The sequence below is a fragment of the Stenotrophomonas sp. Marseille-Q5258 genome, assembly GCF_946900935.1.
In the GTDB taxonomy this organism is placed as follows: Bacteria; Pseudomonadota; Gammaproteobacteria; order Xanthomonadales; family Xanthomonadaceae; genus Stenotrophomonas; species Stenotrophomonas nematodicola.
This window is the reverse complement of record NZ_CAMPPN010000026.1, coordinates 23,723-41,687: the sequence shown is the minus strand read 5'-3', so window position 1 is coordinate 41,687 and position 17,965 is coordinate 23,723. Positions and strand designations below refer to the sequence as shown.

The 17,965-nt window shown below is 67.1% G+C and carries 12 protein-coding genes; 5 read left to right on the top strand and 7 right to left on the bottom strand.

The features are described 5' to 3' along the window. The first annotated feature begins 82 nt into the window (after positions 1-82). Positions 83-2,800, top strand: a complete 2,718-nt coding sequence (locus tag OC534_RS16255; protein WP_153165105.1) for a bifunctional acetate--CoA ligase family protein/GNAT family N-acetyltransferase — start codon at positions 83-85, stop codon at positions 2,798-2,800. Between the two features lie 31 nt (positions 2,801-2,831). Here the strand turns inward: OC534_RS16255 and OC534_RS16250 are convergent, their stop codons facing one another. From OC534_RS16250 to OC534_RS16240, 3 genes are read right to left on the bottom strand one after another with little or no spacing between them, the layout of a single operon-like run. Beyond that, positions 2,832-3,191, bottom strand: a complete 360-nt coding sequence (locus OC534_RS16250) for a hypothetical protein (protein WP_136006075.1) — start codon at positions 3,189-3,191, stop codon at positions 2,832-2,834. After that, the gene (locus OC534_RS16245) at positions 3,191-6,661 is read right to left on the bottom strand and encodes an RHS repeat-associated core domain-containing protein (RefSeq protein WP_262072177.1); all 3,471 of its coding nucleotides are present in this window, start codon (positions 6,659-6,661) and stop codon (positions 3,191-3,193) included. Before OC534_RS16245 ends, OC534_RS16250 begins: the two co-directional genes overlap by 1 nt. Before the next feature lie 15 nt (positions 6,662-6,676). Beyond that, on the bottom strand, positions 6,677-8,986 hold the full coding sequence (locus OC534_RS16240) for a hypothetical protein (RefSeq protein ID WP_262072176.1): 2,310 nt from the start codon (positions 8,984-8,986) through the stop codon (positions 6,677-6,679). A gap of 226 nt (positions 8,987-9,212) precedes the next feature. On the opposite strand from OC534_RS16240, the gene OC534_RS16235 reads away from it, so the two are divergent. After that, on the top strand, positions 9,213-9,911 hold the full coding sequence (locus tag OC534_RS16235; RefSeq protein WP_262072174.1) for an alpha/beta hydrolase: 699 nt from the start codon (positions 9,213-9,215) through the stop codon (positions 9,909-9,911). Between the two features lie 10 nt (positions 9,912-9,921). Here the strand turns inward: OC534_RS16235 and dkgB are convergent, their stop codons facing one another. Beyond that, positions 9,922-10,725, bottom strand: coding sequence for a 2,5-didehydrogluconate reductase DkgB (dkgB, locus tag OC534_RS16230; RefSeq protein ID WP_136006068.1), 804 nt, complete (start codon positions 10,723-10,725; stop codon positions 9,922-9,924). 87 nt (positions 10,726-10,812) lie between these two features. Further along, positions 10,813-12,027 carry an MFS transporter gene (locus OC534_RS16225; protein WP_166473572.1) on the bottom strand — a complete coding sequence of 405 codons (1,215 nt, stop codon included), beginning with the start codon at positions 12,025-12,027 and terminating at the stop codon, positions 10,813-10,815. A gap of 128 nt (positions 12,028-12,155) precedes the next feature. Between OC534_RS16225 and OC534_RS16220 the strand changes: the two genes are divergently transcribed. After that, positions 12,156-13,055, top strand: coding sequence for a LysR substrate-binding domain-containing protein (locus OC534_RS16220; RefSeq protein ID WP_017354763.1), 900 nt, complete (start codon positions 12,156-12,158; stop codon positions 13,053-13,055). A 30-nt stretch (positions 13,056-13,085) separates the two neighbouring features. Here OC534_RS16220 and OC534_RS16215 read toward each other — a convergent pair whose 3' ends face one another. Then, positions 13,086-15,218, bottom strand: coding sequence for a methyl-accepting chemotaxis protein (locus OC534_RS16215; protein WP_208020014.1), 2,133 nt, complete (start codon positions 15,216-15,218; stop codon positions 13,086-13,088). Positions 15,219-15,399: 181 nt separating this feature from the next. Here OC534_RS16215 and OC534_RS16210 point away from each other — a divergent pair, with 181 nt between their 5' ends. Then, positions 15,400-15,852 carry an Rrf2 family transcriptional regulator gene (locus tag OC534_RS16210; RefSeq protein ID WP_017354761.1) on the top strand — a complete coding sequence of 151 codons (453 nt, stop codon included), beginning with the start codon at positions 15,400-15,402 and terminating at the stop codon, positions 15,850-15,852. Continuing rightward, positions 15,842-16,750 carry an NAD(P)/FAD-dependent oxidoreductase gene (locus tag OC534_RS16205; protein WP_017354760.1) on the top strand — a complete coding sequence of 303 codons (909 nt, stop codon included), beginning with the start codon at positions 15,842-15,844 and terminating at the stop codon, positions 16,748-16,750. The genes OC534_RS16210 and OC534_RS16205 overlap by 11 nt, the downstream gene beginning before the upstream one ends. Here the strand turns inward: OC534_RS16205 and OC534_RS16200 are convergent. Next, entirely contained in the window at positions 16,740-17,963 is a 1,224-nt protein-coding gene (locus OC534_RS16200; RefSeq protein WP_262072173.1) for an RtcB family protein, read from the bottom strand. The genes OC534_RS16205 and OC534_RS16200 overlap by 11 nt on opposite strands. Positions 17,964-17,965: the final 2 nt, after the last annotated feature.

Here is a 17,965-nt window from a genome sequence, read left to right as displayed (position 1 = left end):
GCCTGTCATTGCGCCAGATCATCCCCACATCGCCGGCACGCGTGTACCGTGTAGCCACGTGTCCCGGTGACAGTTCGACCCCATGAGCACCTACCACCTGCAATCCGTGTTCCGCCCGCAGTCGGTCGCCGTGATCGGCGGCAGCCCGCGCGAGCGGTCCGCCGGCCGTGCCGTCATGCGCAACCTGCGCGCCACCGGGTTTCCCGGCAAGGTCGCCTGGATCAATCCGCGCTACGGCGAGATCGACGGCATCCGCACCGTCAAGCGGCTCAAGGACCTCGACTGGGTACCGGAACTGGTCGTCATCACCGCGCCGGCCAGCATCGTGCCGCAGGTGGTGGCCACGGCCGCCGCACGCGGCGTGGCCGCCGCCATCATTCTTACCGCCAACCTCGGCCAGGGCCCCGGCTCGCTCGCCGCGCAGGTCGAAGCGGCTGCGCGCGCCAAGGGCCTGCGTATCCTCGGGCCGCACTGCCTGGGCGTGATCGCGCCGCATGCGCGCCTCAATGCCAGCATCGCCGCCCACTTTCCGCAGGCCGGCGATCTGGCGCTGATCTCCGAGTCCAGTGCCATCGCCGCGGCATTGGTGGAGTGGGGCGTGGCACGCTCGGTCGGTTTCTCGGCCGTGGTCTCGCTCGGCGATACCCTGGATGTCGACTTCGGCGATCTGCTTGATTACTTCGCCACCGACTACCGCACCCGCGCCATCCTGCTCTACGTCGAACACATCCGCGACGCCCGCAAGTTCATGTCGGCCGCGCGCGCGGCCGCGCGTGCCAAACCGGTGGTGGTGGTGAAGTCCGGCCGCCACATCCGCATCGACCCCGATGCCGACACCCATGTGCAGGCACTGGCCAGCACCGATGCCGTGTACGGGGCCGCTTTCAGTCGCGCCGGCCTGCTTCGGGTGAGCGCGTTGGACGAACTGTTCACCGCCGCCGAAACCCTCGGCCGGCTCGGCACCTTCCCCGGCCGTCGGCTGGCCATCCTCAGCAACGGCGGCGGGGTAGGGCGGCTGGCGGTGGACCAGTTGCTGGCGCTGCGCGGCAGCCTGGCCGAGCTGTCCCCGGCCACCGTCGCCCAGCTCGATGCCGTGCTGCCCGAAGGCTGGTCGCGCGGCAATCCGGTGGACATCGTGGTCGACGCCGATGGCGAGCGTTACGCGGCCGCCATCGAGGCGCTGATGTCCGACACCGGCAACGACGCGCTGCTGGTGGTCAACGTGCCCACCGCCTTCACCTCCTCGGCCGATGCCGCGCAGGCGCTCACCCGTACCCTGGGGCTGCGCCCCCGCCACCACCGCGACAAGCCCGTGTTCGCGGTCTGGCTGGGCAACGACGACCGTGCGACCGCCACGCTCAATGCCGCGCGGGTGCCCACCTATCCCACCGAAGCAGACGCCGTGCGAGGCTTCCAGCACCTGGTGCGCTACCGCGACGCGCAGGCCGCGCTGATGGAAACCCCGCCCAGCCTGCCCGAGGATTTCGTGGTGGACACGGCGGCGGCGCGGGCGCTGGTCGACACCGCGCTCGCCGCCGGGCAGCAGTGGCTCGATCCGATCGCCACCCACCAGCTGCTCACCGCCTACGGCATCCCCTCCGCACCGGTGATGCAGGCGCGCGACGCGCACGAGGCGATGGACCTGGCCCAACCGCTGCTGGAGCAGGGCGCCACCGTGGCCGTGAAGGTGTTCTCGGCCGACATCCCGCACAAATCCGATGTGGACGGCGTGCGCCTGAACCTGGGCACCCTGCAGTCGGTGCATGCTGCCGCCACCTCGATCCTGGAGCGCGCCCATCGCCTGCGCCCCGAGGCGCGCATCGACGGCGTGTTGGTACAGCCCACCATCGTGCGCCCGAAGGCGCGCGAGCTGATCGCCGGCATCGCCGACGACCCCACCTTCGGTCCGGTGGTGGTGTTCGGCCGTGGCGGTACCGCCGTCGAGGTGATCGACGACAAGGCGCTGGCGCTGCCGCCGCTGGATCTGCGCCTGTCGCACGAACTGATCGGCCGCACCCGGGTGTCGCGCATCCTCAAGGCGTACCGCGACGTACCCGCCGCCGATGAACGCGCCGTGGCACTGGTGCTGGTCAAGCTGGCGCAGCTGGCCGCCGACATCCCCGAGATCCGCACGCTGGACATCAATCCGCTGCTTGCCGACCGCGATGGCGTGATCGCGCTGGACGCACGCGTGGCGATTGCCCCCTCGCGCAAACTGCACAAGGGCCGCGGCCACCCGCGCTTTGCCGTGTTCCCGTATCCCAAGGAGTGGGAACGCACGATCACCCTGTCCGATGGGGCACCCGCGTTCGTGCGTCCGGTGCGTCCCGAAGACGACGCGCTGTTCCGCGCGTTCTTCGCCCGCGTCACCGACGACGACCTGCGCCTGCGCTTCTTCCAGTCGGTCAAGCACTTCAGCCATGAGTTCATCGCGCGCCTGACCCAGCTCGACTACGCGCGCTCGATTGCCCTGGTCGCCATCGACCCGCGCAGCGGCGATATGCTCGGCGCAGTGCGCCTGCACGCCGATGCCGATTACGACCGCGGCGAGTACGGCATCCTGATCCGTTCCGATCTCAAGGGCCACGGCATCGGCTGGCGGCTGATGACGATCATGATCGAGTACGCCCAGTGGCTGGGCCTGAACGTCGTCGAAGGCCAGGTGCTGCGCGAGAACAGCACCATGTTGGCGATGTGCCAGAGCCTGGGCTTCAAGACCCGGCTGGACCCGGACGACTCGACGGTGATGGTGGTGACGCTGCCGGTGCAGGATGTACAGGTACCCCAGGTACCGGTGTGAGCACCGCCCGGCAGCGTTGAAACGGCCGCCTCTACTGGAACTGGAACTCCTCGATCACCTTGCTGCACGTGGTGTCCAGCTCCACACTGAACGACTTGCGTTCATTCCTGCCCAGTGGATCTGCAAGATCGTCCTGATGCAGGACGGCAAAGCCGCGGCCACCGGCCAACGGCGGTGAGACGGACACCAGATAATCCGCCGGTGTCCACGACCGCGTACGCCGGACGTACGCGTTCACGACGCGTACGCACTCCGGGTATTTCTGTGCCTCCAGCACATTGGCCTTCACCATATCAGGCAGTGTCTGCAGCGCATCCTTGTCCGAGGCGTTGCACGCAGGGGATATGACAGCAAGACAAAGGCACAGCGCGAACGTCGGTACTCTGGACATCACTCGCCCCTCCGAACAGGTATGAATTCATAGCCCTCGTGGCTTCGGATCAGACCCGGTACGCCCATCTGCTGCATGAACGTGGCGTCGCCCGGGTTGCCGAACGGATCATACCCCTCCGCGCGCGTATTGGGATGCGTGTGGAAGAAGCCAAGCACCGTACAGCCGCAGAGGAACGGGTCCGGCTTGATCGTGGATTCCTGACTCATCCTGTCACGGCTGCCGGCAGGCAGTCGATAGAGCCAGGGCTGACGCTCGCCAATGGTCAGGACCACCCAGCCGCCGTTCTCGCGTTTGGTGGAGCCCGGCCTTCCCGAGCGCACTTCGGGCGCATTCGGCCTGGAATCCTCCCAGGCGCGCTCGGTCTCTTCCCGCAGCTTCGGATCCCGCGTCCATTCCGGGTCATTGCGTCCCACCGGCCACCCGACCCGCGCCCTGCCGCCGGTCTGCGTTGCGCCCCGCGCCGCGTTGCCGCCGCCATTCACTGTGGTGGCCATCGTGGTGAACTCGCCGGTGCTCATGCAGGTCCCATCCTTGTTGGCCAGGTGAGACCCGGTGCAGCGCCCATCCGGATCATGGTAGCGGTAGGGGTTGCTGTCGGCGTAGCGGTACCTGTTGAGCATGGCGACCGGGTTCATGAAGGTCGGCACGGGGTCCGGCGACAGGAACAGTGCGATCTGTGGATCGTAATAGCGCTGTTGCATGTACACCGTGCCTGAATCGGCGTCCTCCACATGACCGGTGAAGCCGGGCTTGCCATCGCTTACCCCGGTCGACATGCCGAAGGTGGTGTACTGGAGACGCTGGAGCACGGTTCCCTGGGCAGAGCTGTAGGCAATGGGACTTCCGAGGATGTCGTTGTGGACGTATTTGATCGAGGCAGTGCCGTCCTGGGCGGTCTCGATCGCGGCAACCGCAATGCCATCCAGGTAGACATGCGAGGTGTGGCGAAGCGCCTTCGACTCGAACTGGACGGCAAGCTTTCCGGAACGGGTATAGAAGTACCGGTTCGTGTCCTGGCCATCCGCTGCCCGGCGCTGGACTCGCCTGCCCGCGGCGTCGTAGGCATAGGTGGTCGAACCGGCCGACGCGATGAGCCGGTTGTTCGCATCGAACGTGAAGGTCCGCCCGTTCTTGTTGATCATGTTGCCCTGCGCATCGTACGCAAGGCCAATGATGGTCGCGCCCTCGTCGGTCCGGATGTTGGTCAGACGATTCGAGGCATCGTAGTAGTAGTTGAACGGCGTGGCTCCTGCGGTCGTCAGGCGCGTGAGGTTGTCGAAGTCATCGTAGGAGAATGACTGGTTGACCCCGGCCTCAGGCGACACGACGTTCAGTATCCGATCCACACCGTCATAGCTCATCTGGCGATTGAGGCCGCTCTGTCCGTCCAGATCCATCATGGAGCTGACATTGCCGCCCTTGTCGTACGCATAGGCGAGCCGCATGACGCCGGCGTCGCTCACCTGGCTGGGCAACAATCGCTCATTCAAGGTTCGCTGATGGCGAATGCCGTTTCCGTAGATGAACTCTGCGACGGTTCCGGTCGCACCACGCTTGACCCCCGAGACAAGTGTCCGTCCGGCGCTGTCGGTAATGGCCCGCGACCTGCCGAGCGCATCGGGATGGTGGTCGATGTGGAGACCGGACGGAAGGGTATAACCGGCCAGGGAGCCATTGGCATCGTAGGTATACGACATGGTCCAATCCGACTCGTTGCTGATGCTCGACGTCTCCGATGCCAGCGACCGGCGGCTGTTGTAGGTAAAGGTCGATACCGCCGAGATACCCCCGCCGTTGCTGGAGGAAATAGTGTTGATCAGCCCGTCAGGGGTGTACGCGATGTTCTGGTTGCCCAGTCCATCCGGCGACACGATCGCCGACAGCCGACCGTTCGCATCATAAGAGCGGGTGATCGCGCGCGGGGAGCCTGCGGCAGCCTGTTGATCACAGCTGCTTGCTGAAGGAAGCGCCAGCCCGCTGGCGGTCCACAGGATGCGCCCGGCTGCATCCAGGCCGACAGCGGTCGCCCCGGTCTCGGGTTCAATGCTTTTGCAGAGGCGATAGTGGGCGTCGTACACGTAATGGCGCTGAAGCGGAGCGCCGTTTCCTGAATCCCGCGCGATGCGGGTAATGACGCCGTAGGGGGTGCGATCAATCCGGGTAATGCGGGACTCGGGCTCTTCGATCAGCGTTTCCCGATCTGTCGCCGGATCCGAATAGGCCTGGTAGGTCGTCGTTGTCACGTTGTTGCGTGCATCGGAACGCTGGACCCGGTTTCCCGCCAGATAGATCTGGGCGGTGACCAGCGGGCCCTGTTCACTGTCCGCAGAGGTACCGGTCAACCTGCCCAGCGCATCGTAGGTGTAGGTGGTTCCCCGCAGCGGCGGAGGCGGAGGCGGGGGCGGTTCGCTCACCGTGATGGCGACGTTTGGCGTGAGCACGCCGAACCATTCCACGCCATCGCGCACCATGCGCCACTGGAAGTTGTAGACGCCCGGCTGCGCCGGTGCGACCACGGTCGCCTTGAACTCTCCGATCGCGCCCAAGGGCACGTCTGCCGTCTGTATCCGGTGGGTACCCCACAGGGTGTTGTCATGCGGGTTCTGCGCGCCGAGCGAATACGCCTGGCTGGCGCTCCACACATAGTCGCCGGTGTTCCGCATCCGGATGGTGACGGGATAGGACTTGCCCACCTCCATCGTTGTGGGTACCTCCTGCGAATCAAACTGTGAGGCGTTGATCGGATTGATGATGTATACGGAGAACACCTGCGTTGGCAGGCCGAAGGCGACCGTGTTCCGGCGCATCTGGAACTGGAAGTAGTAGTTGAATCCGTGCGTATTGAAAATCTTTGCGGTGATGTTGAACTGGAAGGTATACGACTGGCCGGGGGCCACGTCGTGGGAAATGCCCTGCGGGGTGAAGTCCCAGACGTAGCTGTCACCTCCGTTCACGAAATCGAGGAAGTAGCTTCCGGCGCGCCAGGTTGTTTCGCCGGTGTTGATCATCTGGATGGACATTGTCATGGGCCGCCCGGTTACCGGAGGTCCGACCGAAGAAATCGTGCCCGGCGCGGCGGCATCGATCGGCTCCGGTGGATTGTTGACTGTGATGACGACGGGGCCGCTGGACATCGGACGGTGGGTCATGTCGCCATCGGGCAGAATCCGGGTGGCGATCGCGCGGTACATGTACTCATAGCGACCGGGCGGAAGCCCACGTACAGGGATGGTCCCCTGCGGGATGACACTGATGGTCACCCCGTTCTGGGTGATCACGGTGTTCTCGATGAACTCCGCCTTGGGCCCGGAGGACACCGAATAGCTCACCTGGAGATCGAAGTTTGCAGGCGCAACGTACGTCGTCGTGGCCGGCCCGGTCAGGTTGATGGTTGCCTGCGCGGCGGCGTTGGAGGCGGTGAGTGCCGTCAGCAGCAGGAGGAAACGGAGGAGGGCATGTGCGCGCATTGGGGTCTCCATACCTCAGCGATAGCGACCGGGATACGATTCGTAGATCAGCCGATTGGCATGGTCGTACCGCCGTAGGGTCTGGGACAGGGTTCCCGCCCTGTCTGCAGCGTCGTATTCCTCTTCCAGGACCGGCCTCAGCAACGCGTCGTAGTAGGTCACCTTGCGCCGGTTGCCTGTCGCTTCGGTTTCCTTCCAATGGCCGGCCGGTATGCCCAGCTCGGCTGTTGGCAGGCGCGAGAAGGTCATGGAGGTGGCATTCCAGGCCGTGCCGGCATCGGCCGGGAGGGTGATCATGGAGAGCCTGCCCATCGAGTCGTAGGCGTAGCTGGTCTGGAGATTGTTCTCGTCCCGCGCGGCGCCCACCCAGCCGTTGTCGTCGACGGTGGCGCCGCGTGTGGTCCCGTCGGGGTTGATCACGTGCTGCGGAATGCCACGCTTCCACTGCTGAAGCCGGGTCATGCGGCCGGTGGGATCGGTGGCGGTTGCCACCGTGCCATCGCCGTTGTAGGTGAAGCTCACCTGCAGCAGTCCAAAGCTGAACTTCTCCAGCGGACGCAGCAGATCGTCATACGTCGCCGCAGACACGACCTGCCCGGAATCCTCGTTGTGTGTCGATGCCACCGCACCGAGGATCCAACGGGCCGGGTTGTCCAGGTATTGCCGTCGCTCGCGCATCACGCCCGAGGGGCCGCTTTGGGTGGTCAGCGTCGGCCTCGCAAACGCGTCCCACCCGTCGCTGGCGCGCCGGTACTGCGTGCTCTCCCGCACAGTGAGGCGCTCGGCAAGCGGCTGGACCAGACCGTCTGCGTACTGCATGAAATGCAGGCTGTTTCCAACACGCGCCGGGTAGTGCGCTCCGGCCGGCGGCGAGCTCAGATACCGCGAGCTGGTGCTTTCCAGTACAACGCCATCGCTCCCGGCGGTCTGGCGTTCAATGATCTTGCCTTCATCGACGAGGAACGTGTGGCCGAACCCGTAGCGGGTGGTCGAGCCATCGGGGTGGGTCACCGTCGACCAGCGGAGCGGTGTGGAGGGGTATCCGCCGGTGATCGACAGCTGTGTGCGCATTTCACCGAGCCCGGCGCCGGTGACCACTCGATCGGTCAGCGACCAGACGGAGTAGTAGTTGGGCTGCACCGGCGAGTAGCAGGCATCCAGCGTGGAGCGGAAGATGGTTTTGTATGCGAACGAGAACGTGGCGCGGGCGCCGCCGGGATGCGTGACGGTGTAGGCGTAGGGCCCGGTAACCTCGCCGATGATGGTATCGCAGGGCGTGGTTCCCTCCTGTGGCGGTGCCATCCAGGCCGGTCGAACGCTGCCCACCCAGTCGTAGCTCCAACGGGTGGCATCGGGAAGGATCACCGCCGCCAGGCCGCCATCGGTCGTGCTGGTCGGTTCGCGATACTGGTACTGCCACGTGCGCCCTGCGGTCGTGGCGCTGACCATGCGTCCATTCTGGTAGGCCAGGTCGATCCTGCGGCCGTCGTTGGACTGTATGGAGGCAAGGTTGTCGTTGACGTAGGTGTACGTGACCCAGTTGCCCTGCTGGTCCTCGACACGCGATGCGGCTAGGTACACCTTGTACTGGGGGACGGTGTGATATGTGCGCAGGCGGAAATTCGGCATCTGCCGGGTGATCATCGTGTCGAAGTAGTAACGCGTTCCATCCGGCATGACGGCAAGGAACCCTTCACCGGGCGCACCATTCTTGAGCTGGGGCAGGCAGCGGATGCGGATGTCCCCATCGGCGGCCCACGGATAGGTCTGACCATCTGCCGGCATCGGAATGGCTGCGGCCGCCTTCAGCATCAGCCGTGCGGGTTGTCCGGGCAGATGCAGGTTGTAGCCCGACCACATCTTCTCGATGTAGAAGTCACCCAGAATGGCGCTGTAGGGTGCCTGTTGCAGGCTGCACCGGGCATTGCGCGAGGGGTTGCCCTCGGCGGCCATCGTCCAGCCGTGACTGGTGAAGGTGCCCTCCAGTAACGGGGCCTCCAGCTGCCAGTCGTAGAGCGACCCGAAATCGAACAGGCGCGAGCCGGAAATGAAGTAGCGCTCATCGATCTGCCGGCTGCGGGTGAGCTCCACCTTCAAGGCGTTGTTGCCGGGAATGGAGATATCGGTGGCCGAGAACCGCGTTCCGCCATCCAGGTAGGAGATCTGCTCACCAAACGCCTCACTGGCGTCCAGCGCGGCGGTGCGTCGTGCCTGCACCTTCTGCGCGTAGTCGGACACTTCTTCCAGATAGTTCTGGGCGTGGCTTGCGGTACACAGCCCAATACCGAGCAGCCCGCTGGCGAGCGTGAAAGTGAGACGGTTCATGCAGGTCCCCTGTGGCGGCGATCCGGCGCGATGAGCAGGCACCCCTGCTGCCCACGCGATGTTGGGGGCCATGTTCGCAATAGCGCGCGGTGCGCCGGACGTCGGGGATCTCTGATAATGATGTAGGGAGACACCTCCATCGGCTGTAAGAAAAATGGCCGGTGAAGTGCTGGCTCGCTGCCACGCCACCCTTGGTCTGCCAACAGGCAGCAGCGACAATGTCCAGATGACGGACCGCATCCCCCTGCTGCTGCTCCCAGGCCTGCTCAACGACGCTGAACTCTGGCGCGGGCAGATCGCCGCGCTGTCCGACATCGCCGACTGCACGGTGGGCGACCAGACCCGCGGCGAGACGATGCAGGCGGTCGTGGACGACGTCCTGGCGCAGGCGCCGGACCGCTTCGCCCTGGCCGGGTTCTCGCTGGGCGGCTTCGTGGCCCAGCAGATCCTGCGGACTGCGCCGGAGCGTGTGCTGCGGCTGGCGTTGATCGATACCTCGATCCATGCCGATTCGCCGGAACGCGCTGCCCAGCGCCGGTCGCAGCGCGCCAGCGTGCGCCTGCCCCGCACTTTCCACGGCTTCGGCGACACACTGATGCGCAGCTACATCGATGCCTCGCGGCTGGACGACTATGTGCTGGTGCAGCGCGTGCGCGACATGACCGCCCGGCTGGGGGCGGCGGTGTTCCTGCGTCAAAGCGCGCTGGATCGCGTCGATGGTCACGACGTGCTGGCCCGCTACCGCGATCCGCTGCTGATCGTGTGCGGTGCCAACGACCGCATCACGCCGCTGGCCATCAGTGAGGAGATGCACGCCCTGGTGCCAGGCTCCACCCTGGTGGTGGTACCCGCCTGCGGGCACCTGGCGCCAATGGAGCAGCCGGATGAGGTGAGCGACGCGCTGCGCGGCTGGTTGCTCCGCTAGGCGCTGCCGGTCAATCCCAGTCCGGCGCGATCCCGTCGGGGTTGGCCAGGCGCTGGCCACGGTCCAGCGTCGCGATCTGCGCCATGTCCGCCTCGCCCAGGTGCAGGTCCGCCGCCAGCAGGTTGCTGGCCAGGTTCTCGCGCCTGGTGGAGGAGGGGATCACCGCGTAGCCCTGCTGCAGTGCCCAGGCCAGCGCGACCTGGGCCGGGGTGGCCTGGTGGCGGTCGGCGATGGCCTGGATCACCGGGTCCTTCAGCACCTCGCCGTAGGCCAGGCTCATGTAGGCGGTGACATGGATCCCCTGATCCTTCAGGAACGCGATCAACGCGCGGTTCTGCAGGTAGGGATGCACTTCGATCTGGTTGGTGGCGATGGCGTCGGCACCGAGAATCCCGATCGCCTGGCGGGTCTGCGCGATGGTGAAGTTGGAGATGCCGATCTGCCGGGTCAGGCCCAGCGCCTTCGCCTCGGCCAGCGCGCCCAGGTACTCGGCCATCGGCACGGCGTCCTTGGGCGAGGGCCAATGGATCAGCGTCAGCTCGACGTGGTCGGTGCGCAGCTTGCGCAGGCTTTCGCGCAGGCTTTCCAGCAAGGTGTCGTGGGCGACGTTGGCGATCCAGATCTTGGTGGTGAGGAACAGCTCGTCGCGGGCCAGGCCGGCGTCGGCGATGGCCTGGCCCACCTCGGCTTCGTTGTCGTAGATCTGCGCGGTATCGATGGCGCGGTAGCCCACGTCGAGCGCGTTGCGGACCGAGTCGATGACGGTCTGGCCCTTCAGGCGGAACGTGCCGAGGCCGAATGCGGGAATGCTCATGGAAACTCCTTCGTGCGGATGCGATGCAGGCTACGCCGTGCACCGTTGAATGATGCGCAGCAGACGGCAGGTCCGCTGCGCGAGCGATCAATGTGCGGTGACGGCGATGCCGTCGGCACGGTCGGCGACACCGTCGCGGCGGTCCAGCCGGCCGCTCAGCGCGGTCAGCCCGAAGGCACCCATCACCACCAGCGCACCCAGCCACGGGGTGTGCATGAGGCCGATGTGATCGACCACCAGGCCGCCCAGCGAGGCACCGAGCGCGATACCGACGTTGAAGGCGGCGATGTTCAGGCCCGAGGCGACGTCAGCCGCCTGGGGGGCGAAGCGCTGCGCCTGCTTGACCACGTACACCTGCAGCCCCGGCACGTTGCCGAAAGCCACCGCACCCAGCGCCAGCACGGTCAGCAGCACCAGCCAGGTGTTGTAGGCAGTGAAGGTCAGCATGAACAGAACGGCGGCCAGCAGAGCGAAGATCAGCTTCAGCGCCGGAATCGGCCCGCGGCGGTCGGCCAGGCGGCCGCCCCACAGGTTGCCGATCGCCACCGACACGCCGTACACCAGCAGCACGCCGCTGACCGCATTGGCCGAGAAGCCGGTGACGTCCTGCAGGATCGAGGCCAGGTACGTGAACGACAGGAAGGTGCCGCCGTAGCCCAGCGCGGTGATCGCATACACCAGCAGCAGGCGCGGCTGGGCCAGCACCGACAGCTGCTGGCCGAACGTGGCCGGTGCGCTGCGCTGCAGGTTGCGCGGCACGAACAGCAGGCTGCCGATCAGGGCGATCACGCCCAGCGCCGCCACGGCCAGGAAGGTGGCGCGCCAACCCAGATGCTGGCCGATGAAGGTGCCCAGCGGCACGCCGGTGACCAGGGCGACGGTGAGGCCGGTGAACATGATCGCGATCGCACTGGCGGCCTTTTCCTTGGGCACCACCGACGTGGCGATGATCGAGCCGATCGAGAAGAACACGCCGTGGGCCAGGCCGGTGAGCACGCGCGCCACGATCAGCGACCCATAGCCGGGCGCCATCCAGGCGATCACATTGCCCAGGGTGAACAGCACCATCAGCGCCACCAGCAGGGTTTTGCGCGGCACCCGGCCGGCGAGTGCGGTCAGCACCGGGGCGCCAATCGCCACGCCCAGGGCGTACAGGGAGACCAGCAGGCCGGCCGAGGGCAGGGAGACGCCGAGGTCGGCGGCGATGGTCGGGATCAGCCCGACGATGACGAATTCGGTGGTGCCGATGGCATACGCGCCAAGCGTAAGCGCCAGCAGGGCGAGGGGGATGCCACGGGACATGGTCGATTACCGGTGGGAAGAGAGGCTGCGCAGTCTGCGCGCCGCACTCGTGCCGAAAAAGCGGTCTTCACGCCAATGACTATTGCCTCATGGTCAATAATGGGCCTCGTCCGTTGAGTGCCCGTCCGATGAAAACCACCCTCGACGAAATGCAGGCCTTCATCGCGGTGATCGACAGCGGTTCGATCACCGCCGCGGCCGAACAGCTGGCGCAGACGCCCTCCGGGGTCAGCCGCGCGCTGGGACGGTTGGAAGAGAAGCTCGGTACCACCCTGCTGACCCGGACCACCCGCCGCCTGCAGCTCACCGAGGAAGGCGAGGCGTTCCTGGCCCAGGCCCGCGCCATCGTCGCCTCGGTGGAGGCGGCCGAAGAGCAGATCGCCGCGCGCCGCGAGCGGCCGGCCGGGCGGTTGCGGGTGGATGCGGCGATGCCCTTCGTGCTGCACGTGATCGCCCCGCTGGTTGCCAGCTATCGCGCGCGCTACCCGGAGGTGGCACTGGAACTCAACAGCAGCGAACGCTACATCGACCTGCTGGAACGCCGCACCGATGTCGCCCTCCGGATCGGACCGCTGGCCGATTCCACGCTGCATGCGCGTCCGCTGGCGCACAGCCGGTTGCGGGTGCTGGCCAGCCCGGCGTACCTGCAGCAGCACGGCACACCGGCCCGCGTGGCCGACCTGCAGGCGCACACGCTGCTGGGTTTCAACGAACCGGATTCGCTCAACCATTGGCCGTTGCCGGGCGATACCGACGCGCTGCTGCATGTAAGGCCGGCAGTGGCGGTATCCAGTGGCGAAACCCTGCGCCGGCTGGCGCTGGAAGGCGTGGGCATCGTCTGCCTGTCCGACTTCATGACCCATCGCGACCGTGCGGACGGGACGCTGGTGCAGGTGCTGCCCACGCTCACGGTGGAGGTGCGCCAGCCCATCCACGCGGTGTACTACCGCAACACCGCCGTGTCGGCGCGGATCAGTTCCTTCCTCGACCACCTCGCCGCCGCGATGGTCGGCCCCCCCTACGTGTAGTGCCGGCCGCGGGCCGGCACGCGCCACCCGTTACGCCGCCCGCGGCACGCCCGGGCCGGCCGCCCGTCGGGTGTCCAGCACGAACACGTCCACCGCCGCGTTCAGCACGATTGCCTGCTCCTCCATGCTGCGCGCGGCCGCCGACGCTTCCTCCACCAGGGCTGCGTTCTGCTGCGTCGCTTCGTCCATGTGCACCACGGTCTGGTTGACCTGCTCGATGCCGGCCGACTGCTCCTGCGAGGCCGCGGAAATCTCGGCCATGATGTCGGTCACCCGCTGCACGCCGCCCACGATCTCCTGCATGGTCTGGCCCGCCTGGCGCACCAGGGCGGCTCCGGTCGCCACGTCCCCGACGGAGGCATCGATCAGACCCTTGATCTCCTTGGCGGCGGCGGCCGACCGCTGCGCCAGCGTGCGCACTTCGCTGGCCACCACCGCAAAGCCGCGGCCCTGGTCGCCGGCGCGCGCGGCTTCGACGGCGGCATTGAGCGCCAGGATGTTGGTCTGGAAGGCGATCCCGTCAATGACGCTGATGATGTCGGCGATGCGGCGCGACGAGGCTTCGATGGCCCCCATCGTGAGTACCACCTGCCCGACCACCTCACCGCCCTGCGTGGCCACTGCGTGTGCACCGATGGCGAGCTGGTTGGCCTGGCGGGCGTGCTCGGCGTTCTGGCGCACGGTCGAGGTCAGCTCTTCCATCGACGCGGCGGTTTCCTCCAGGTTCGCGGCCTGCTGTTCGGTGCGCTGCGACAGATCGCTGTTGCCGGCGGCGATCTCACTGGCTGCGGTCTGGATCGCCTGTGCGGCCTGCTTGATGTCGCCGACGATGCCGGTGAGCTGGCCACTGGTGCGCGCCACGTCGTCGCGCATGCGTGCGAACACCCCGTGGAAGTCGCCCTGCATGCGGGCGCCAAGATCGCCGCGCGCGATCGCCTGCAGCACCGCCGACACCTGGCCCAGATCCTGTTCGGTGGTCTGCATCAGCTGGTTGAGGCCGGCCACCATCTCGCGGAAATCGTGCGCATAGCGCGCTTCATCACCGCGTTGGCTGAAGTCGCCCGCCGCCGCCGCGCGGGCCAGGCGCTTGATCTCGGCGTTGATCGCGCCGAGATTGGCCTTGGCCGTGTCCAGCGCCTGGGTGATCACCGCCTTTTCGCCGGGCAGCCGTTCCATGTCCAGCGCCAGGTCGCCCACGGCATAGCGCCCCATGATCTCGATCGCACGCAGCTTGACCCGGATATGCGCATCGACCAGCGCGTTGACGTCGCGCACCATCTGTCCATAGCCGCCGGGGAAGGCGGCATCGTCCATGCGATAGCTGATCTGGCCGGCGTCATGGCGCGCGGCCATCGTGGCCTGGGCGGCCAGCACGTCTTTCAGGGTGCGGGTGACCGCGCTCATGGCCTGGCCAAGACGGCCGATCTCATCGCCGCTGCGGACCTGCACGGTGTGCTCCAGATCGCCACGTGCCACCGCACGCGCGGCCGCTTCCACCGCCAGCACCGGTGCGATCACCGCACGACGCAGCCAGATCGCCAGTATCCCCATCAACACCAGTGCCGCCAGCGCGGTCAGCGCCGCGCATACCACGAGCGTGCGCCGGGCCTGTTCCGAGCGCGCCTGCACCGCGCGCTCGGCCACCACGGCGGTGCGCTCACCCAGCGCATCCAGGGTGGCCCCGGGCGCGCGGTCCTTGCCGCGCACCAGCGCATCGCCGTCCAGCGGGCTGTAGCCGCTGGCGGCAAACGCCTCCAGAGCGCCGTGGTAGGCCTGCTGCAGGGCGGTGTGCTGGGCCAGGAACGTGCCGGCCAGGCGTGCGGTGTCCGCATCGTCGGCGCCGGCCAGCGCCTGCGCCAGGGCCTGTGCCTTGCGGCCTTGGGCATCGAAGGCGGCCAGATGGCGTTCGCGCAGGGCCGCGTCGCTGCCGCGGATCAGCACGTTCTTCCATTCCTGCACCTGCAGGCGGAACTCGCGTTGCAGCGTGTCGGCGCGTGCATTGCGGGCGACCTCGGCGGGTACCTCGGTGGACAGGTTCAACCAGGCCGAGCCGAGTCCGGCCAGGGCGCACACCACAACGATGAACAGGCCAAGCGACAGTGCGCCCAGCAACTTGAACTGCAGGCTCAGGGCACGCGCGGGTGCGGCGGACAACATGGACATGGACGTCAGGAAGTAGGGAAGGGCGATGCGGTATCGGAGCGTGTCGGGACCTTCTGAAGTGGGAGGTCCGTCACGCTTACCGTTCCATTCAAGGATGTGAATTCTTTGTGACGTCTCTGTCGAAGTGATGAATGGAACAGCGCCACTGGACAGCCCGCAAATATGTAACTATCGTAGTTACATGAAATCCAGCAACCAGTTCTCCGACGCCCTGCACGTGATGGCCCACCTGGTCGGTCAGGACGGCCCACGTACCTCCGAACAACTCGCCACCTGCCTGCCGACCCACCCCGTGGTGATCCGGCGTCTGCTGGCGGCGCTGCAGAAGGGGGGGCTGGTCAGCAACGTGCGCGGTCACGGCGGCGGCAGCCAACTGGCGCGCGACCCGGCCAGCATCACCCTGCACGACGTCTATGTCGCCGTCGGCGCGCCCCCGCTGCTGCACACCGGTGCGCGTGAAGGCGGCCGCGGCTGCCCGGTCCAGCAGGTGGTGAACGCGGCGCTGGACGACAGTTACCGGCAAGCCCAGGCGCTGCTCGAAACGCGCCTGCGCGCCACCACCCTGGACACCCTCGGCGCGGCCTTCGCCCGCCACCTGGCCCACCATGCTGCTGGAGGTTCCCATGACGTTTGATGCCGTGATCATCGGTGGCAGTTTTGCCGGTCTGTCCGCCGCGCTGATGCTCGCGCGTGCCCGCCGCGAGGTGCTGGTGATCGACGGCGGCCTGCCGCGCAACCGCTTCGCCGCCCACTCGCACGGTGTGCTTGGCCTGGATGGCATCGCCGGCAGCGAGCTGCTGCGCCGGGCCAAGGTGCAACTGCTGGACTACCCGACCGTGCGCTGGCTCAGCGACACGGTGGACAGCGCCTCGCGCACCGCCGATGGCTTCGCCGTCCATACCACCGGTGGCGAGACCTGGGCTGCGCGCAAGCTGCTGCTGGCCACCGGTATCCGCGACGAACTGCCCGCACTGCCCGGGCTGGCCGAGCGCTGGGGCCACAGCGTTCTGCATTGCCCGTACTGCCACGGCTACGAGATCGGCGGCGGTGCGATCGGCCTGCTGGGCGGCCATCCGATGTCCAGCACGATGGCCGGGCTGCTCGCCGAGTGGGGCCAGGTGACCTTGTTCGCGCACGGCATGACGCTGGACGAGGACGACGCGGCCCGGTTGCAGCGACGTGGCGTTACTGTCGAGCATACGCAGGTCGTGGGGCTGGACGGCGAGGCCCCGCAGCTCAGCGCAGCCGTGCTCGCCGACGGCCGCCGCATCGATCTGCGCGCGCTGTTCGTGACCGCCCGTCAGCACATGGGCTCACCGCTGGTCGAGCAGCTCGGCTGCGCGCTGGATGAGAGCCCCGTCGGCGTGCTGGTACGGGTGGATGCGCAGAAGCAGACCACGGTGCCCGGCGTGTACGCGGCGGGTGATGCCACCGTGGTCGGCAACATCACCCTGGCCAATGCCGAAGGGGTGCGCGCGGGTATCAGCCTTCATCACGCACTGGTGGCCGAGGACAGCGCGGTCATCCCTTGATGCACACCACCTGGCGCAGGGTGTGCACCACCTCCACCAGGTCGCGCTGCGCCGCCATCACCGCCTCGATCGACTTGTAGGCGGCCGGCGATTCGTCGATGACCGCCGCGTCCTTGCGGCATTCCACATGCGCGGTCGCCTCGCGGTGCTGCGCCAACGTGATCTGCTGCCGCGCGGCCGTCCGGCTCAGTACGCGTCCGGCACCGTGGCTGCAGCTGTGGAAGCTCTCCGCGTTGCCCTTGCCGCGCACGATGTAGCTGCAGTCGCCCATGCTGCCGGGAATGATTCCCAGCTCACCTGCACGTGCACTTACTGCGCCCTTGCGGGTGATCAGCAGGGGTTCGCCGCCGTGGGTCTCGCGCTGCACGTAGTTGTGGTGACAGTTCACCGCCAACGTCTCCAGCTGGAACGTCGGCAACCGGTGGCGCATCTCGGCCAGCACCCGCGCCATCATCGCCTCGCGGTTCTCGCGGGCGTAGTCCTGCGCCCACGATACCGCCTCGACGTAGTCGTCGAACAGCGCTTCGCCCTCCATGAAGAACGCCAGGTCCCGGTCCGGCAGGTGGAAGCCAAGCACCCGCCGGGCCAGCTGCTCTCGCGCCTGTTCGATGAAGTACGTGCCGATCAGGTTGCCGGTGCCACGTGAGCCACTATGCAGCATCACCCACACCGCGCCGGTTTCATCCAGGCAGATCTCGATGAAGTGGTTGCCGCCGCCCAGCGTGCCGATCTGGTTCTCCAGCTTGTCGGTGCGGATGCGCCGATGACGCTGCTTGATCGCGTCCAGCCGCGTCACCAGACCGGAGCGTTCGATCCGGGTGCGGATACTGTCGGGCAACCGGCGGTGTTCACCGCCACGGCCGTTGCCGACCGGCACGCTGCGCTCGATGCTGCTGCGCAGCTGGGCCAGGTTGTCGGGCAGGTCCTTGGCACGCAGGGTGGTGCGCACCGCCGCCATGCCGCAGCCGATGTCCACGCCGACAGCAGCGGGGATGATCGCGCCGCGCGTCGGGATCACCGACCCCACCGTGGCGCCCTTGCCCACGTGCACGTCGGGCATCACCGCCACCCACGGGCCAACGAACTGTAGTGCGGCAATGTTGGCCAGCTGTTCGCGGGCCAATGCGTCCACCGGTACGCCGCGTACCCAGCCCTTGATCGGGGTGGTGCCGCCTTCGGCGTGCAGATACTCGAATGTGTGTTGCATGTTCATGG